The following is a 15,227-nucleotide window of genomic DNA, read 5'->3' as shown; positions in this document are numbered from 1 at the left end:
ACCTAATAAAATTTTATTTTTAAAGTTGTGGGCCTATAAAGAAATGTAAACGAATCGGATGGTTTTCATCTGAAATACCCGATGCGACATCTAAACGGATTGGTCCGATTGGAGACTTCCAGCGAATTCCAACTCCAACGCTATAAGCTGCTGGATTATTAAAGTCTTTATCATAGGCGTTACCAAAGTCTGAGAAAACAGCAGCACGCCAACCATCCTTAAACTGATAGTTATATTCTAAAGAACCTACAGCCAAAGCTTGCCCCCCAATTTTATATCCATCTACTTCTGGGGAAAGACTCTTATAGTCAAAACCACGAATTGTCTGGTCACCACCAGTAAAGAATCGAAGATTGTACGGAACTTTGTCAAAATCGTCGGTAAAAATGTAGCTAAGGTCAGATCTCCCAACGAATTGATGATCATCATTTTCACCAAGAGAATAAATAAATCTCCAACCTGCACTTGCAATAGCCATATTGGCATCGGACAGTAAACTCTCACTACCTAATTCTAATTTATAGGTTTGTTTAAAAGCTTTCGTTGGGTTTAACCGTGTATTACTTGAAGTTTTAGAGGTTTCATAACTAAATAATAATGCTTCTTGCTCTGATGCCGCAGTTTTAAATGCATCTGGTAACTCAGAAATATCAACATTACCCTGTTGGGTTAAACGGTCTAAACGGTAGCGGACACCAAAAGTATGTTGCCAGTTCCCTAGTGGACGCTTAATGATTCGCTCACCACCAACAACAGCGGATTCAGTAAGCAAACTTACATCTGGACCAATGTCATCACGAGTTTCACGCTCATAACCGCCCACGATGTTAAAATAGTCATTTAACGGATGCTTATAGGGAATACTATAGCGCCCATCAATCGATTGACGAATTTGTGAGACTTCTAAGTTGGCATCAAAAGAATGACCATATTTGTTCACAATAGAGCGGCGATACTGACTACGTAAACGTGCACCTGTATCGGTTCCATAACCAATACCTGTTTCTAAACTATTTAGCTTATCTGCATTTAAAGTCACAATGACTGGAATTCTTTTCGTTTCACGTGCTTGAGCTTGTAAACGATCTTGTTCAGCTTCTTTATCATCCTGCTGACTTGGAGCACTTTGCAACATTGCTGTTCGAGGTTCTCCCTCTTTTACTTTTTGTGTTCCAGCAAACTGTTTTTCATCTACTACATTTTGTGTAACTTCTTTATTAGATGTGGCTAATTGACGTGCTTTAGCAAGTTGTCTTTCTTCAGGTGAAAGTAAATTAGACTCATCAACATCGATATTTTGCTCATCGACTAAAGCTTGCAAATCTGGTGGTAGTTCAAGTGGCTTTTCAATTGGATCGGGTTTGATGCTATCAACTAAGGTGTAGTTAAAATAACGAGAGTTGGTTAGGTTATTTGCTAAAGTATTTACACGCCAAAATGCATAGTCATCACCCTCTTTCCAAGGGGCCATACTTTCTAAAATATTTTGGTTCAAAGGTAAGGGTTTCGATGGATCGCTCATGCGAAACTCAACCTTATCTAATTTATAGCGCTCACCTGTTTCGTAGCGCAAATTGATATCAGCCTTGTTTTCTGGCTGACTTACTTTCACATCGTGCAGTCGCCAATAAGCATCAAAATAACCGTTATCAGTGGCTGCGTTAACAATTCTGGTTTTAGTGGTTTCATATAAACCATGGTTAAAGATATCCCCAACATCCTGATCAGGAATTAAGCGAATAACCTGAAACTGAGGGCGTTTTTCACCAGCACCAGTAAATTCGATATTTTGCTCATTAATTCGCACTGGTTCATTGGGGGTAACCTTAACACGAACCCGGCTCGGACTTAATTTTTCAAATTTAAACTCAGCATTATAATAACCCACTGCTTGAGCAGCCTGATTACTTAATGTTCTGAGCTGAGGTAAAGCCGCATTAAAATCTTCGAATGATTCTTGGGTGAAGGTTGATAATTTCCCTTTAATATTTTTAGCCAGTGCATCTGAAGCACCGTCCACATCTGCACTAATACGCGGCACTTGTTCCATCGGAATTGCACGTGGTGGGCGGACTTTATTTAAAATACGTTTAAAGAAACCAGCTTGCTCAGGTGGCTGCTCAGCCTCCGGAGTTAACTCAGGTAAAGTTTTTCCAGTTTCATTTGCTTCGACTACAATCTGACTATCAGATTTAATCTCTTGCATAAGCTGATCAATATTTACAGGCGCTTGATTAATCTGATTTAACTCAGACTGAGTTGCATCACTGACTGTAACTTCGGGTAGCTTCTGAGTACCATTTTGGAAGTTTTGCGCCTCACTTTTAGCTTCTTCAGCGACTTTATAAATCTCGTTTGCCATGTTTTGATCAACAGGCATTTCCGGTAAATCATCAAGATTATCAAGCGTAATTGGCTTAAATTCGTCAATTTGATTTGGAAATTGTTCTTGTTGTTGCAATATAGCCAAGCTATCTTGTTGTTGCTGCGCTTGAGTCACAAGTGTAGCAATATCTGTTATAGGAGCAGTTGTTTGCTGATTCACTGGAACTAATTGTTCAGTCGACGCATCAGGCACCGTTTGATTTAAAGTTGAAGTGTTACTCTCAACTGAGGTTTGAGCAAAACTTGGCGTTACACAAACACTTAACAACAAGCTGCTACAAATAAGTTTAGGAATCCCCTGCATTTTTAAAATTAAATGCATAGAATGAGAGAGAGTTGACTGTTTAAACTTAATTTTAGAAGGCATAGAAAACTCTAGACTTATTTTTTAATAAAACGCACCAAGGTAAGTGTAAAACTCACTCAAAACCATTGATTTTTCATTTAATCAAGCGTTAAAAATATCATACATGGTTTTCGATGCAAATTAACACTCGGTCACATTTTTTTATAAAACACAATGAAGTTTGCACATGATGAAACAAGATGAGCACCTGATGACCTCACGTCGGTTTGTACCGATGTTTTTTACCCAGTTTTTTGGCGCATTAAATGATAACGTTTTTAAGCAAGCTTTATTATTGGTGATTACTTATGGATGGATTCAGCAACAATCTGCTCCTGTAAGCACACTTAATAATTTGGCAGCCCTCTTATTTATTTTGCCGTATTTCTTTTTTTCGGCCACTGCTGGGCAAATTGCAGATAAATATGAGCGTTCTCAACTCGTCCGTGGCATTAAAATTTTAGAAATCATCATTATGCTCATCGGTACTGCTGGTTTCATGTTGGGTCACTTATGGCTACTTCTTTTCGCTTTATTTTTAATGGGTACACATTCGACATTCTTCGGTCCCATTAAATACGCAATTTTGCCTGAAATTTTAAAACCACAAGAATTAATGTCTGGTAATGCTCTGTTTCAGTCGGGCACATCAATGGCAATTTTATTCGGGATGATTTTAGGTGGTGCTGTAATTGCATCATCACATGGGAACTTATTGTGGATTAGTCTTACTGTTGTAATTATTGCTTGCATTGGCTATTTATGTAGTCGCTTCATCTTGCCACAGAAAGTTGCCGCGCCTGACTTAGATATTGATTGGAATTTCATTCGTACCAGTTTCCAAACGATCAAGTATGCCAAAAGCTTACCGTTAGTATTTACTATTTTGCTAGGCAACTCATGGTACTGGTTTTATGGAGCGACTTATTTAACGCAAATTCCACAGCTTACTCAACAAAATCTGCATGCATCAGAAAATGTGGTCAGCCTTTTGCTTACTTTCTTTTCAGTCGGTATTGGAGTCGGGTCTCTTCTTTGTCGTAAAATTGGTGGCTCAGAAATTAATATTAAAATGGTACCAATTGGTGCGATTGGTCTTACCCTTTTTGCGCTTTACCTTGCTGCCAGTTTAGCTTTTGTACCCGAAAGAACTGGCGCATTACTTACATTAAAAGATATTTTTACCCAAGGTTGGGTTTACTATCACGTCATGATTGCGGTGACTTTACTTGGAATTAGCGGTGGTTTTTATATTGTTCCTTTATATGCCATGATGCAGGCTTATTCACCACGTTCACATCGCGCTCGTGTTGTAGCAGCAAACAACATTTTAAATGCCGTTTTTATGGTTTCATCTGCAATTTTTTCAATCTTAATCTTAAGTGTTTTAAAAATTGATATTAAAATACTCTTTATTATTACAGCTGTACTTAGTGCAATCTTTAGTATTTGGCTTCTAGCACGTCTAAAACCAATGCTTGCCACAGCACATCTTTCTTTGGAGGACTAATTTATGCGCCACTATACTGGAATTGATCAGCTCATTAACTCTTTTGATCAAGCATTACGTAGTCTTGTTCCGGGTGCAACCGCAGCACAGCGCCAAAATCCAGCCGAATCGGTTGAAGCAAAACTAGGTGTAGAAGATGCTCGTCATGTTGCAGGCTTAATGCGTGTTAACCATAGTGGTGAAGTATGCGCACAAGCTCTTTATCATGGACAAGCATTAACGGCGAAATTGCCAAATGTACGCAAAGAAATGCAACAAGCAGCAATTGAAGAACAAGATCATTTAGCGTGGTGTGAAGTTCGTTTAAAAGAGCTAAATAGTCATACTAGTTTATTAAACCCAATTTGGTATGGGCTTTCGTATGGCATGGGCGCACTTGCGGGTATTGCTGGTGACAAATATAGCTTAGGTTTTGTGGCCGAAACTGAACGTCAAGTCAGCCTTCATTTACAAGATCATTTAAACCAGTTACCTGCTCAAGATGATCGTTCTCGTAAAATTTTAGAGCAAATGAATGAAGATGAGTTACATCATCGCCATACAGCGCTTGAGGCAGGTGGTGTTGAATTACCATATGCAGTAAAAATTACGATGACTGCTATTTCAAAGCTAATGACAAAAACTAGTTATTATCTTTAAAAAAACAAAGGATTGATCTAATTCGGATCAATCCTTTTTAAATATTATTTTAAGCCGTGATCATATTTGAAACGTTCAATATCTCGAATTGAGTTCCAATAGTTTCGATTAATACGGTCACGATCATTTTGTAATTCTCTTAAAAGCTTACGATAACGTTCACGCTCTTCGGGCTTTAATTTTTCGTTATAAGCACTGTCAGAATATTGCTTAAACTTTTCGTCATAACGGTCATATTCATTTTTTGCATTATAGTAGTCGGAAGCTGCCTGATAATACGGTCTTAAACGATTACGCTGCTCAACTGGGCACACATTGATATTACCACTACCCTCTAAAGCGCTATAAAAAATATTTGTTGGCTGGCAATAATACCCTAGCCCTTCTTTATACCCGCGTTCATATGACTTTTGATCTGGAACAATATTGGCTTTTCCACATGCTTTGTAATATTGATCTAAACGTGGTGACGAACCTTTTGAACCATCTTTCTCACCCACTAATGACCAATTCGCAGTCTTACATTCTTCTACGCTCATTGCAGCACAACCTGAAAGGCTGATTGCTAGAATGGCTAAACCGATATTTTTCATATTAAGAGAACTCAAAAATAAATTAAAAAAACGCAAAAATAAAATTCCAGTAAACACCCTAAAAGGTCCTGCTCTATTCAAGACTTCAAAAATAAGTGATTCACTGGATAAGTCTTAAGTTTAAATCAGTTTGACTATCTCACCAAATTGAAAGGTCATAATTCTTAATATTGTTTAATTAAAAAAAGCAAATTCGCAGAAATTTACTCGCTCTTAAACGACCTTTATACACTAATTTTACTTAAAATAATTACCTTAAAAATTAATTGCAAGATTTTGATTATTAAAACAAAAAACCAAAACCATTCATGAATTACTGTTTAATCATTTTACTCTTTTTTTACGCGATTAAATTCAAACGCTACGGTAGGATTTTAGCTAAATAACCACCAAGGTTTTTTATAATGAGTACGCATATTTACCCAAGTTTAAACTTACAAAATCCTTACTTTAAGGCATTTAAAATATCAGATGATTTTATTCCTCCAACACAAACTCACATTTTCAACTCCGAGCTTTTTTTAAAAGAGATTGATGAATATTTAAACTTATATCCTCATACCCAGCACATTGATATTTGTCTGCACGACTTAAACGGACATATTCGTGGCAAACGGATTGATGTTAAAAGTTTAAAGAATCTCTCTAATGGATGCTATTTTCCACTTTCTGTTTACGCCATGAGCCTTGATGGAAAAGTGATTGAAGAGACAGGTTTAGGAAAATATATTGGTGAACCAGACAGACTTTGCCTGCCCATTTTAGGCAGCTTGCAACCCAACGCATTATCTCCTGAACTGAATGCTCAGCTTTACCTATCCATGCAAGAAGAAGATGGCTCAGATTGTCATTATGAACCACGCAATATATTAAAAAAATTATTAAATCAGTTACATGCTACCAATTACTTTCCTGTTATGGCGGCCGAACTAGAGTTTTACCTTTTCTCACCTCAGCATCAGTCTGAAACCTGCATAGAAAACCAATGTTTCGATATAGATGCACCGAATAACTATCAGCAAGTCCTAGATGAAGTTGAAAAAGCCGCCCTACTGCAATCTATTGAAATTACGGCTATTGTTGCAGAGTCATCACCTGGACAATATGAATTAAACCTCCAACATAGCCATGACATTTTGAAGCTATGCGATCAAATTAATGCTTTAAAAAGAATTGTAAAGCAAGTCGCAAGAAAGCATGACTTAACTGCTTGTTTCATGGCAAAGCCCAACTTAGCAAAAGCTGGTAGTGGCATGCATTTTCATATGAGTCTACTCAATCAATACCATGAAAATATATTTAGCTCAGAAGAAAAAAAAAAGATGAGCTTTCCGTCAAATTACTAAACGCGATTAGTGGACTCATTGAGTTAATGCCTGCATCTATGGCGATTTTAGCGCCTAATATTAATTCTTATAGACGTTTTAAAATTGGTCATCATGTGCCATTAGAAGCCAACTGGGATACCAATAATCGTAATGTCGCAATTCGCATTCCATGCTCAGATTTAAAAAATCAACGTTTAGAGTATCGGGTTGCTGGAGCTGACTGTAACCCCTATCTGGTGACAGCGACTATTTTAGCGGGCGCGTCATATGGCTTATCTCATAAGTTACCGCTACCAAAACCTGCACATCTTTTAAAATTTCCAGACGAGCACATTTTATTAACCAACAACCAACCAGAAGCGTTAAAAATATTTAAAGGAAGTCTTATTTTAAAAGGATATTTAGGGGCCGACTTTGTAGAGCATTGGTACACAGTTAAGTTGGCTGAATATCAAAATATTTACAGCCAAATGACTGAAGCAGAACAACATTGGGATATTTAAATAAAAAAAGCTAAAAGATAAAAACCACTTTGCAATCCCTTAGGGAGAAATACCCTAAGGTTTTTTTATATCTCATTAATGATTCTTCTGTTGAGCTAAAAAACGTAATCCAACACCAGGTTCAGTAGCAATATAGCGTGGTTGAATCGCGTTATCCCCCAACTTACTACGTAACTTCCCCACCAAAATACGCAAATAATGCGTATCTTCCTGATGGGTTGGCCCCCATAGTTCTTTTAAGAGCTGTGGCTGTGTTAAAAGCTGTCCTTGATAGCGCATTAATAACGTCAAAAGTTGAAATTCTTTTCGAGTTAAAGTGATTGGCTGTTGCTCGACCCACACTAAACGTTGTGTGACATCGACTTTAAGATAGCCATCGTCATACACATGTGCTTCTTGCTGAATAGGTTGGTTTCTTAAAATGACACGTATGCGCGCCAAAAGCTCTTGCACACTAAAAGGCTTGGTCATGTAATCATTTGCGCCAGCATCGAGCAAAGCAACTTTTTCGTATTCATCAGCGCGTACAGATAACACAATAACGGGAACATTCGACCAACTACGTAATTCTTGAAGGACTTCTTTACCATCTAAATCGGGTAAGCCTAGGTCAAGAATAACTAAGTCGGCACCTTGGGTCGCCAAAGTTTCTAAGCCTTTGTAACCCGTTTCGCAGAGCGTGGTTTTGTATTTTTGTGTTCTTAAGGCGATGTCTAAAAATTTACGGATTTGAGGCTCATCATCAATAATCACAATACGTGTTTCTACAGGTGATGTTTCTGAAGTTATCATGACTTTACAACTTATTCTTTTACTGGATGAATGGGTAATCTGATTTGAATTAAAGTACCTTTATTTTGGCGCCCTGAAAATGCTTCTATTGTACCCATATGAGCACCAATAATCGCTTTTACGATTGTTAAGCCTAAACCCGTACCAAACTTTCCACGGTCTCCGCGCTCCATGGTGTAAAACATATCAAAAATGCGGTTTCTTTCATTTTCAGGGATTCCTGCACCTCTATCTTCAATTTCTATTTGTATTTCTTCTTCCGATAAAAGATAAGTACGAATCATAACCGGCTCACTTGGAGGTGAAAAGTTTGCTGCATTTTCAAGTACATTAAAAATAGCTTGTTCTACCAAAGCTGGGTGAACATACAAACTTATGGTTTGCTCAGGTAATTCAACCAACACTTGAGTATCTGGTTTATAGCGCTTTAAACGGCGAGTTGCAGAACCAATTAACTCATCTACCCCAATCCAGTCTCTTTTTAAAGATAGACCTTCATGCCCCAAACGTGTCATATCAAGTAGGTTTTGAATATAACGATCTAAACGCTCACCTTCTAAATGAATGGTTTCGAGTAAATCTTGCTGGTCTTGTTCTGACATATCGGCTTTAAAATGGGCAAGTGTGTCTGCTGCGCCAATAATAGAAGCAAGTGGTGAACGTAAATCATGCGATACCGAAGATAATAAAGCAGAACGTAATCGCTCCGTTTCACTGGTGACTTTTGCTTGTTCTAGCTCATTGACCAATTGGGTTCGAAGTGCTGCCTGTGCAATATATTCAATTACACTTTCCGTCAGTTTCTTTTGCTCAAAATTTAAGGAAACCATTTCATCCTTAAAGTAAATTCCCACAATACCTAGGCTATTTTTTTGTTCTAAAAGAGGTAAAAACCACCAGTTTGACTGACTCAGAGTATCGGTAAAACGCCCACATGGCTGCTTGTGTTTCAAACACCATTCTGCGGCTACTTTTTCTTTATCATTTAGCTCAATATCAGATGAAATTACCTTATCTCGAATAGAAATCCACACTTTAGTTTGTAGTTGTGTTTCTAAAGTCATACGTCCTGTTTGCATGACTTCTTCAAGGTTTACTGCACTAGAAAGCTTACGTGCCAAGTCTTGCATTACCGTAGTGTAGGCATTTGCTGCTTTTAAGGATAAAACTTGCTGGCGTAACTGAGAAGCCAAACGCCCAGCAATTAAAGCTGCTGCAAAAAAAGCCACAACGGTGACTACCCCTTGGTGTGCTGAAATCTGAAAGGTATAACGTGGTGCAATAAAGAAAAAATTATAGGCCAAGAAACATATTAAGGCTGCCACTACGGCAGCTAACATTCGAGTCTTAGTTGCAACAATTAAAACAGAAATAATAAAAATGACAGAGAAGTCTTCAATACCAAATAGAACTTCGGCGAAGTGAGCTAGAAAAATGCTACCGCACGTCACAGCTAAAACAAAAATGCTTTCTTTTAATGATAAAAATGAAGGTTTTTCGAGCTGATTAATCTTTTTAGTGCCCTGTTCTGGGTGCAAAATGGTTAAAGCAATTGAGTTTTCTTGATTCAATAATTGTTGAGCTAAATTTTTCTTAAATAACTTTAACCACCATGGTGAAATACTTTTACCAATGACTAGATTCGAAATTCCTCGGTCAACAGCGGCATCCATTAACACTGACGCAACTCGATGCCCATATAAAACCTCGGTTCGACCACCGAGTTGTCGAGCCAACTCAAAGGCGCGGTCAATCTCAATGTATTCTTTTTTATAAGAACTAACTGAACTCTGTCCAAAGTCCAGACTTTTAGCAACATTCACTACAGTCCATGTAGCACCATTACGTTCTGCTAAACGACAGCCTGCCCGTACTAAATATTCAGAAGAGCCTTGCCCATCTATCGCAATCATCAATTCATTTTGTAAAGATATAGATTTCAAACCCTTTGAGGCATAACTCTCTTTTAAGTCTGAATCGACATGCTCAGCAACGCATTGCATTGCGAGTTCACGTAATGCTGTTAAATTTGAAATGCTAAAAAAGCCTTGTAATGCCAGATTTGCTTGCTCTGGCACATAGACTTTTCCTTGATGGAGCCTTTCAATGAGTTCACTGACGGGTAAATCAATTAAGCGAATGTCTCGAATACGATCAAATACCCGATCTGGTACCGTTTCATTTACTCGAACGCCCGTAATCTGGTACACCACATCATTTAAGCTTTCTAAATGCTGAATATTAATAGTCGTAAATACATCTATACCTGCGTCTAGCAATTCATTGATATCTTGCCACCGTCGCTCATGACGACTATTTGGGACGTTACGATGAGCCAACTCATCAACCAACACAATTTCTGGATGCCGAAGCAAAATAGCATCGAGGTCCATTTCGTCTAAAGTATGCCCCTGATATTGCATTTCCTTTCGAGCAATTTCAGGCAATCCTTCCAAGATTTTTAGAGTTTCTATTCGTCCATGAGTTTCAACAATACCCACAACAACATCTGTGCCCTGTTGAAATAACTCTTTGGCGCGGGCGAGCATGGCATAGGTTTTTCCCACACCAGGTGCCGCACCGAGAAAGACCGTTAGTCGCCCGGCTTGATATCTGTTGACATGATTTAATAAGGCCTCAGCCTGATTTTCGCGATTGCTTTGCACTTGATATCATCCAGTAAACTAACAACTTTATTTTTAAGTTAATGTGTAGATTGTAATTGATCTAAAGCAATATTGAGCTGTAATACATTAACACGAGCTTGCCCCAAAACCCCAAACTGCATAGCTTCAATATGCTTTTGCAAAAGCTCTTCCACAACCTTAGGGTCTAAATGACGAGCTTGAGCCACTCGAGCAACCTGTAACTGAGCAGATTCAGGACTAATATGCGGATCAATACCACTACCAGATTTAGTCACCAAATCACTTGGAATTGGTGTATTACCTGTGTGATCTTGTTTTTTCACCGCAAGAATCTGAGCATCAATTTGTTGCTGTAGCTCAGGATTAGTACGCGCTAAGTTTGTACCTGCCATAGCCATCGGGTCATAAGCGACTGCTGAAGGACGTGGGTGAAAATAAGCCTCTCCAACAAATGGCTGAGCAACTAACTTTGACCCTAAAACTTTATGATCTATTTCAATCAAACTACCATTCGCTTGATTGTTAAATAGCACCTGTCCCGCACCTGTAGCAATCGCACTATAAACAGCACCACAGCCAACTAAGGTAAAAATTAATAATCCCAAAGATGCTCTTAAGGTCTGACCCAAATTTGCTTCTGAATTTTGTACATAAGTTTTCATTTCAAACTCCAGATTACAAACCAAATAATTGAACAATCACTACATCAATCGCCTTAATGGCAATGAATGGTAGAACCACACCACCCACCCCATAAATCAACATATTTCGACGTAGTAACTGAGTTGCAGTTGAAGGTTTAAATTTCACGCCTCGGAGTGCGATTGGAATTAATAACGGGATAATAATCGCGTTAAAAATTAGTGCAGATAAAATCGCACTGCTTGGACTAGCCAAATGCATTACATTCAATACCTGCATTTGTGGAATCGCAGCTGCGAACAATGCAGGCAAGATAGCAAAGTATTTAGAGACGTCGTTTGCTAACGAAAATGTTGTTAAAGCACCACGGGTAATCAGCTGCTGTTTTCCAATCTCAACCACAGCAAGTAGTTTGGTTGGGTCAGAGTCTAAATCGACCATGTTGCCAGCTTCTTTTGCAGCTTGTGTACCTGAGTTCATGGCTAAGCCAATATCGGCTTGTGCTAGTGCTGGTGCATCGTTGGTTCCGTCACCGACCATCGCAACTAAACGGCCTTGTTGCTGTTCTGTGCGAATACAAGCCAATTTGTCTTCTGGTTTTGCTTCGGCAATATAGTCATCTACACCAGCTTCAGCAGCAATCGCGGCCGCAGTTAATGGGTTATCACCTGTAACCATAACGGTTTTGATGCCCATTTCTCTTAAACGTGCAAAACGTTCTTTAATGCCGTGTTTAATCACATCGGAGAGTTCAATCACACCCATTACATGATGTTGATTTGCGACAACCAATGGTGTCGCACCCTTTTTGGCAACTTGTTCAACACGTGCTTTTAACTCTAAATCTTGAGAATAATCTTCATCTACAAACTTCAAGATCGCATCTAAAGCACCTTTACGAATTTGGTCACCATTCGGTAAATTCACACCAGAAATTCGAGTCGAAGCACTAAAAGAAATGAATTCGGCTTGCTCAGGTTCTTGCTGTTTTAAACCTTGTTCTTTTGCTAATTTAACAATCGATTTCCCTTCTGGTGTCGGGTCGGCAAGCGAACTTACCCAAGCAGCAGCTCTCAACTCCGACTCGGTTACTGAAGTTAAAGGATAAAAAGAAGTCGCTTGACGGTCACCATAGGTAATGGTTCCTGTTTTATCGAGTAAAAGCACATCAATGTCACCTGCAACTTCTACAGCTTTACCTGATTTCGCCAAAACATTGGCCTTGAGCGCGCGGTTCATCCCCGCAATACCAATCGCAGGTAACAAACCACCAATCGTTGTAGGAATTAAGCAGACCAATAATGCCACGAGCACAACTGGATCAAGTTCAATATGCAAATACTTGGCAATAAATGGCAAGCTAATCACAACAATTAAAAATGTGATTGTCATCACCATTAACAGGAAGCCAAGCGCGATCTCATTCGGAGTTTTCTGGCGATTTGAGCCTTCCACCAAAGCAATCATACGGTCTAAGAAACTCTGACCAGATTCAGCAGTCACTTGCACAACAATACGATCTGTAAGTACTTTGGTTCCGCCAATAACACCTGAACGGTCTGTTCCAGCTTCACGTAACACAGGTGCTGACTCACCTGTAACAGCCGATTCATTAATGGTGGCAAACCCTTCTACAATTTCACCGTCGGCTGGAACAAGCTCACCTGCATGTACTTCAATAAAATCATTCAAGTGAAGTTCAGTAGCTGCAACTTGAGTCGCTTGACGATCTGTCAAAGAGTTGAGTCTTCGAGCTGTTAAATTTTCTCTTGCTGCACGTAATGAAGATGCCTGTCCACGACCTCTGGCCTCTGCAACTGCTTCAGCATAGTTAGCAAATAAAATGGTAATAAACAGAATTGCTGTAACCGCGAAACCAAATAACAGCGTGGTGTAACCCAAGATTGTACTAATGCCTGTAACTACTGTTCCAAGCCATACAATTGCCATCACAGGGTTTTTAATTGCATGCTGCGGTAGCAGTTTCACAAATGCATTTTTCCAAACTTCAAAATTTGGCACTGCCATGGTTTGTTTATGGCTATTTACATGAGTTTGTGTATTCATTTTCACTCGCCTCCTTAGCCTTTAACCAACAAAAGTTGATCGGCAATAGGCCCAAGGACAAGAACTGGCATAAATTGTAATAAGGTAAGCAACACAACAATCGTAATCAGCGTTAAAGCAAAGGTTGGAGTTTCAACTTGAAGACTACCTGCTGTTTCGGGTGCTTTTCTTTTTGCTGCTAAACGTGTCGCAATCATTAATGGCAAAATTAAGGTCGGAAAACGTCCTAACAGTAGAGCGATACTACAAGTGACATTCCACCATACAGTGTTGTCTCCAAGACCTTCGAAACCTGAACCATTGTTGGCAAATGCAGAAACATATTCGTAGAACACTTGGCTAATACCATGTGGTCCCGGATTACTAATTCCAGATATGCCTGGAACGCTGAGGCTTAATGCGGTAAATGCAAGAATGATTAAAGGTTGAATCAAGATAATAATCGCGAGCAATTTAATTTCTGCCGCTTCAATCTTACGTCCAAACAATTCAGGAGTACGGCCTGTCATTAAACCTGCAATAAATACTGCAAGTAACAGATAAATCATAAACTGTTGCAGACCACAGCCCACACCACCCCAAATCGCATTAATCAACATGTTGATGAGTTCGACTAAACCAGTAAGCGGTGCAGAAGAATCATGCATCATATTGACCGAACCGTTATTCACCTGTGTAGTAAGCGCTGCCCAAACTGATGATGCAGCTGGTCCAAATCGTTGTTCTTTACCTTCCATTACGGCAAGTTGAGATGCTGTCGATGACATACTCTCAGACCAGACAGCCGCTGCACCTGAAATAATCGACATGAAAAGCATGCTGCCAAACACAAAGTAAGCAAACTTTTTACGCTGGGTAAAATGCCCAACCATAAAAATCACGGTAAGAGGAATGAGTAAGATGGCAATCATTTCTAATAAATTAGAAAGTGGTGTCGGATTTTCTAAAGGCACACTACTATTTGGACCATACCAACCACCACCATTACTACCCAATTGCTTAACCGCTACCATTGGTGCAACTGGCCCTAAAGGAATTTTTTGGGTTTGAACTGTATTGGCTTTATCAATCAGCTGTACTTCTGGCCCGCCTTGGAAAGTCGCTGGTACGCCTTGGCTGTTGAGCAATAAAGACCAGACAAAACAGAGAGGAAGCAAGAATCGGACTGTAGGGCGAATTACATCTGCCCAATAGTTACCAATTAAAATTTGATCTGGCTGCTCAGCAACATCGGCCACAATATGGCTTGGACGTTGATAAAAGAAAGCTCTTAATGTCGCGACAACTAAAGCCAGCCCCATCATTGGAGTAATGACTTGCAAGCCCACAATACCTGTCATTTGCGACAAATAAGATAATTGAGCTTGCCCAGAATAATGCTGTTGATTGGTATTAGTTAAAAATGAAATAACCGTGTGTAATGCTAAATCCCAACTCATATTTGGTGCATGATTTGGATTTAATGGTAGCCATGCTTGTGTTATAAAAATAACAAAAACGGCTACAGCTAGAAAAACACAGCTAACAACAAATGCTAGAGAATATTGTTTCCAGTTCATTTGTTGTTGTGGAGATATACCTAACAAGCGATAAACAGGATTTTCAATCCAGCGAAATAATCCATCGCCCACCATCGGCTGATTTGTCATCACTTTGGATAGATATTTACCGAGACACCATGCTAAAAAAATAGCAATAAATAAAACAAGTATAAGTTCTAACATGGCTATTCTCCTCTATACCCCTTGGCTTGATTTGCCAAACTGGAAATAAG

Annotated in this window: 9 protein-coding genes and 1 pseudogene; 3 read left to right on the top strand and 7 right to left on the bottom strand. The window is 39.1% G+C overall.

What is annotated here, in order from left to right:
- Window positions 1-19 precede the first annotated feature (19 nt).
- Window positions 20-2,752 carry an autotransporter assembly complex protein TamA gene (locus tag F968_RS06705; protein WP_004791523.1) on the bottom strand — a complete coding sequence of 911 codons (2,733 nt, stop codon included), beginning with the start codon at window positions 2,750-2,752 and terminating at the stop codon, window positions 20-22.
- A gap of 166 nt (window positions 2,753-2,918) precedes the next feature.
- Here F968_RS06705 and F968_RS06700 point away from each other — a divergent pair, with 166 nt between their 5' ends.
- On the top strand, window positions 2,919-4,241 hold the full coding sequence (locus F968_RS06700) for an MFS transporter (RefSeq protein ID WP_081399493.1): 1,323 nt from the start codon (window positions 2,919-2,921) through the stop codon (window positions 4,239-4,241).
- Window positions 4,242-4,244: 3 nt separating this feature from the next.
- Window positions 4,245-4,880, top strand: a complete 636-nt coding sequence (coq7, locus tag F968_RS06695) for a 2-polyprenyl-3-methyl-6-methoxy-1,4-benzoquinone monooxygenase (protein ID WP_004791519.1) — start codon at window positions 4,245-4,247, stop codon at window positions 4,878-4,880.
- Between the two features lie 44 nt (window positions 4,881-4,924).
- On the opposite strand, the gene F968_RS06690 is transcribed toward coq7, so the two are convergent.
- Window positions 4,925-5,473, bottom strand: coding sequence for a DUF2799 domain-containing protein (locus tag F968_RS06690; RefSeq protein ID WP_004791516.1), 549 nt, complete (start codon window positions 5,471-5,473; stop codon window positions 4,925-4,927).
- A gap of 404 nt (window positions 5,474-5,877) precedes the next feature.
- Between F968_RS06690 and F968_RS06685 the strand changes: the two are divergent.
- Window positions 5,878-7,304: pseudogene (locus F968_RS06685) on the top strand (glutamine synthetase family protein).
- 75 nt (window positions 7,305-7,379) lie between these two features.
- Here F968_RS06685 and F968_RS06680 read toward each other — a convergent pair.
- From F968_RS06680 to kdpA, 5 genes are read right to left on the bottom strand one after another with little or no spacing between them, the layout of a single operon-like run.
- Window positions 7,380-8,096: a response regulator gene (locus F968_RS06680; RefSeq protein ID WP_004791511.1), complete on the bottom strand. Its 717-nt coding sequence runs from the start codon at window positions 8,094-8,096 to the stop codon at window positions 7,380-7,382.
- A gap of 11 nt (window positions 8,097-8,107) precedes the next feature.
- Window positions 8,108-10,762, bottom strand: coding sequence for a sensor histidine kinase (locus tag F968_RS06675; protein ID WP_004791509.1), 2,655 nt, complete (start codon window positions 10,760-10,762; stop codon window positions 8,108-8,110).
- Window positions 10,763-10,800: 38 nt separating this feature from the next.
- Complete coding sequence (gene kdpC, locus F968_RS06670; protein ID WP_004791506.1) at window positions 10,801-11,406, bottom strand: potassium-transporting ATPase subunit KdpC; 606 nt, start codon at window positions 11,404-11,406, stop codon at window positions 10,801-10,803.
- A 13-nt stretch (window positions 11,407-11,419) separates the two neighbouring features.
- On the bottom strand, window positions 11,420-13,459 hold the full coding sequence (gene kdpB / locus F968_RS06665; protein ID WP_081399492.1) for a potassium-transporting ATPase subunit KdpB: 2,040 nt from the start codon (window positions 13,457-13,459) through the stop codon (window positions 11,420-11,422).
- An 8-nt stretch (window positions 13,460-13,467) separates the two neighbouring features.
- Entirely contained in the window at window positions 13,468-15,177 is a 1,710-nt protein-coding gene (kdpA, locus tag F968_RS06660) for a potassium-transporting ATPase subunit KdpA (protein WP_004791502.1), read from the bottom strand.
- Window positions 15,178-15,227 lie beyond the last annotated feature (50 nt).

This window comes from Acinetobacter sp. NIPH 817, assembly GCF_000368405.1.
Classification (GTDB): domain Bacteria; phylum Pseudomonadota; class Gammaproteobacteria; order Pseudomonadales; family Moraxellaceae; genus Acinetobacter.
The sequence above is the reverse complement of the archived record's forward strand: the minus strand, read 5'-3'. Positions and strand labels throughout refer to the sequence as shown.

What these genes read in the sequence shown, in the direction of transcription:
- kdpC (WP_004791506.1), bottom strand. Translation starts at nt 11,406, where the DNA reads ATGAAAACTTATGTACAAAATTCAGAAGCAAATTTGGGTCAGACCTTA.
- F968_RS06700 (WP_081399493.1), top strand. Translation starts at nt 2,919, where the DNA reads ATGATGAAACAAGATGAGCACCTGATGACCTCACGTCGGTTTGTACCG.
- kdpA (WP_004791502.1), bottom strand. Translation starts at nt 15,177, where the DNA reads ATGTTAGAACTTATACTTGTTTTATTTATTGCTATTTTTTTAGCATGG.
- F968_RS06680 (WP_004791511.1), bottom strand. Translation starts at nt 8,096, where the DNA reads ATGATAACTTCAGAAACATCACCTGTAGAAACACGTATTGTGATTATT.
- F968_RS06705 (WP_004791523.1), bottom strand. Translation starts at nt 2,752, where the DNA reads ATGCCTTCTAAAATTAAGTTTAAACAGTCAACTCTCTCTCATTCTATG.
- coq7 (WP_004791519.1), top strand. Translation starts at nt 4,245, where the DNA reads ATGCGCCACTATACTGGAATTGATCAGCTCATTAACTCTTTTGATCAA.
- F968_RS06690 (WP_004791516.1), bottom strand. Translation starts at nt 5,473, where the DNA reads ATGAAAAATATCGGTTTAGCCATTCTAGCAATCAGCCTTTCAGGTTGT.